Origin of the sequence: Nocardiopsis sp. TNDT3, from assembly GCF_003427465.1 — a bacterium.
GTDB classification, from domain to species: Bacteria; Actinomycetota; Actinomycetes; order Streptosporangiales; family Streptosporangiaceae; genus Nocardiopsis; species Nocardiopsis dassonvillei.
This window is the reverse complement of the sequence record NZ_QPFC01001369.1, coordinates 1-3,205: the sequence shown is the minus strand read 5'-3', so window position 1 is coordinate 3,205 and position 3,205 is coordinate 1. Positions and strand designations below refer to the sequence as shown.

General features: G+C 76.2%; 3 protein-coding genes. All 3 read right to left on the bottom strand.

The genetic code is table 11. From position 1 onward, the window contains the following. Positions 1–32: 32 nt before the first annotated feature. The gene (locus DQW06_RS27925) at positions 33–1,607 is read right to left on the bottom strand and encodes a cobyrinate a,c-diamide synthase (RefSeq protein WP_013152655.1); all 1,575 of its coding nucleotides are present in this window, start codon (positions 1,605–1,607) and stop codon (positions 33–35) included. Between the two features lie 170 nt (positions 1,608–1,777). After that, positions 1,778–2,392 (bottom strand): cob(I)yrinic acid a,c-diamide adenosyltransferase, encoded by a 615-nt coding sequence (gene cobO / locus DQW06_RS27920; protein WP_013152656.1) that lies wholly within the window; start codon positions 2,390–2,392, stop codon positions 1,778–1,780. Then, the coding region (locus tag DQW06_RS27915) for a VWA domain-containing protein (protein ID WP_117199596.1) at positions 2,392–3,205 on the bottom strand (814 nt) is incomplete at its 5' end. The genes cobO and DQW06_RS27915, both read right to left, overlap by 1 nt.

Genomic DNA, 3,205 nt, shown 5'->3' with positions numbered 1-3,205 from the left:
CCCGGCCGGGTGCCGCTGTCCGCGGCACCCGGTCAGACGGCGGCGCGCACGGCGTCCGCGAAGCGGGCGGCGAGCCGGGGGTGTCCGGCCCAGTGGACGTGCAGGTAGGAGGCGTGCAGCGTCGGTGAGGCGAAACCCTCCGGCGCTCCCTCGATCTCCCACGCCGGGAGGTCGCCGCGGGCACCGGGGGTCAGGGCGGTGCGGTGGAACTCGTGCCCAGTGACCCGCTCTCCGGCCCGGGTCAGCAGGGTGTCCCCCGGTGAGACCGCCTCGGGGTAGCGCAGGGTGAGCCGCCCCGTCATCCGGGCGCGCGCGGGGACGGCCCCGGCCATGGGCTCGCCGTCCAGGGACTCGGCCAGGTAGAGCAGACCCGCGCACTCGGCGACGGTCGGCACCCCGTCCCGCGCCGCCTCGCGCAGCTGGGTCAGCAGGCCGCGGTTGGCGGCGAGCTCACCGGCGTAGACCTCGGGGAAGCCGCCGCCGAGGTAGACGCCCCGGGTGCCCGGGGGCAGCGCGGTGTCGCCCAGCGGATCGAACGCGACGACCTCGCACCCGGCGGCGGTGAGCAGTTCCTCGGTCTCGGCGTAGCGGAAGGTGAAGGCCCGGCCGCCCGCCACCGCGACCACCGGCCGCCGGGACGCGGGGGGTTCGTGGGGTCCGTGGTCGGTGTGGGCTGTGTGGCGCTCACCGGGTCCTCCGGGGGCACGAACCGTGTGGGTCTCGTGGTCCGTGTGGGCTGCGTGGGGAGCCTGGGACTCCTCCCGCGTCCGCGCCGGGTCTTCGGGCGGGGTGCCGGGACCCGAGTTTTCCCATGCCCGTGTCCGACCTTCGAGCGGAGTACCGGGAACCGATGTCTCCCGCGCCTGTGCCGGGTCCTCGGGCAGGGACCCCGGAGCGGGTGTTCCCAGTGCCAGTGCCGGATCCCAGGACCGGGCGTCCAGCGCGGGCGCGGAACGGGCCACCGCGAGCAGCGCGTCCAGGTCCACCTGGCGCGCGACGTGCTCCCCGAGCCGTTCGACCACGCGCGCCGACTCCGCCCGCTCCGACGCCGGAACCAGTCCCAGGTGCCGGGACGGGCTGGCGAGCCGCTCGTCGCGGTGGACCACGCCGAGGACGGGCAGGTGCGTGGCCCGGGTGATCTCGGCGACGTTGCGCACCGAACCCGCCTGGTTGAGGATCACCCCGACCACCTCGACCGCCGGGTCGTAGGCGGCCATCCCCGCCACCAGCGCGCCCACCGAACGCGACATCCGCGACACGTCCACCACCAGCACCACCGGTGTCCGCGTCAGGGCCGCGACGTGCGCGGACGAGGCGAACCCGTCCGTGCCCAGCCGCCCGTCGTGCAGGCCCATCACACCCTCGATGACGGCGACGTCCGCGCCGCGCGCCCCGTGCAGCAGCAGCGGCGCCACCCGCTCCACGCCGACCAGGTGCGGGTCGAGGTTGCGGCCCGGACGCCCGGTGGCCAGGGCGTGGTAGCCGGGATCGATGTAGTCGGGGCCCACCTTGTGGCCGCTCACCGCGTACCCGGCGTCGCGCAGCGCCGCCATCAGCCCGGTCGCGACCGTGGTCTTGCCCTGCCCGGTCATGGGCGCGGCGATCATCAGCCGGGGCAGCGCCGTCGGCCGTGCACGCGGTGTCGGCCGGAGCAGCCCTGTCGGCCGGGCCGACGGCGTCGGTCCGGCCCCCGCTTCTCCGGTTCCCGCGTACTCCCCGGCGGCCTCCGCGGGCCCGGCCGTCCGGCTTCGCGAACCCTCCGAGGCGCCTCGGGAGGTCACCACTCGATGCCCCGCTGCCCCTTGCGCCCGGCGTCCATGGGGTGCTTGACCTTGGTCATCTCGGTGACCAGGTCGGCGGCCTCCAGCAGCCGCGGGTCGGCGCGGCGGCCGGTGATCACCACGTGCTGGCGGCCGGGGCGGTCCCGCAGGGCGGCCAGGACGTCCTCGACGTCGACCCAGCCCCAGTTGAGCGGGTAGGTGAACTCGTCCAGGATGAGCAGGTCGTGCGTCTGGTCGGCGAGCCTTCGCCTGATCTCCGCCCAGCCCTCGGCGGCGTCCGCCGCGTGGTCCTCGGCGTCGCCCTTGCGACGGCTCCACGACCAGCCCGAACCCATCTTGTGCCACTCGACCGGACCGCCCTCGCCGGTCTGCTCGTGCAGCTCACCCAGGCGTTCCAGCACGGTCTGCTCGCCGATGCGCCACTTCGCCGACTTGACGAACTGGAACACCCCGATCCGCCAGCCCTGGTTCCAGCCGCGCAGCGCGAGGCCGAACGCGGCGGTCGACTTGCCCTTGCCGTCACCGGTGTGCACGGCGAACACGGGCTGGTTGCGGCGCTGGCGCGTGGTGAGCCCGTCGTCGGGGACGACGAGCGGCTGTCCCTTGGGCATCAGGCGGCCCTCTCTCGTACGGCGGTGCCCAGCGCGTCGGCGCTGACCTCGCTGACGGGCATGTGGTCGGCGCCCAGGCGGGCGGCCAGGGAGGCGGCCAGGCCCAGGCGCAGCGGCCCGGACTCCCCGTCCACCACGACGGTGGTCACGCCCAGTCCGGCGACGTGGTCGGCGGCGGCCATCGCGCGGCCCACCGCCCCCTTGCCGCCGGTGGCCCGGCCGTCGGTGACCACGACCAGGAGCGGACGCAGCCTCGGGTCCCGCAGCCGCTCGCGGCGCAGGACGCGGGCCGCCTCCTCCAGGCCCTCGGCCAGCGGGGTGCGCCCCCCGGCGGGCAGGTCGTCGAGGCGGGCCGCGGCCACGTCCACCGAACGGGTCGGCGGCAGCGTGAGTTCGGCCTCGCGTCCCCGGAAGGTGACCAGGCCGACCTTGTCGCGGCGCCGGTAGGCGTCCAGGAGCAGGGACAGGATCGCGGTCTTGACCTCGGTCATACGCCTGCGCGCCGCCATGGAGCCGGAGGCGTCCACGCAGAACAGCACCAGGTTGGTCTCCTGACCCTCGCGGACCGCGACGCGCAGGTCGCGGGGGCGCAGCCGCAGTCGGCCGCCGCCCTGGGGCCGCAGCGCGGCGGCCCGCACGGTCTCCACCAGGTGGACCGCGCTGCCCGCACCCCGGCCGGGCTCGGCGGCGCCGATCCGCCGGCCCCGCGTGCCGACGGCCCGGCTGCGCCTGCCGTCGGCGCCCTCGCCGGAGCCCCGCACGGTGAGCAGCCGGGTCCGGTAGGGGGCGGCGGCCCTGGCGGTGGTCGGGGAG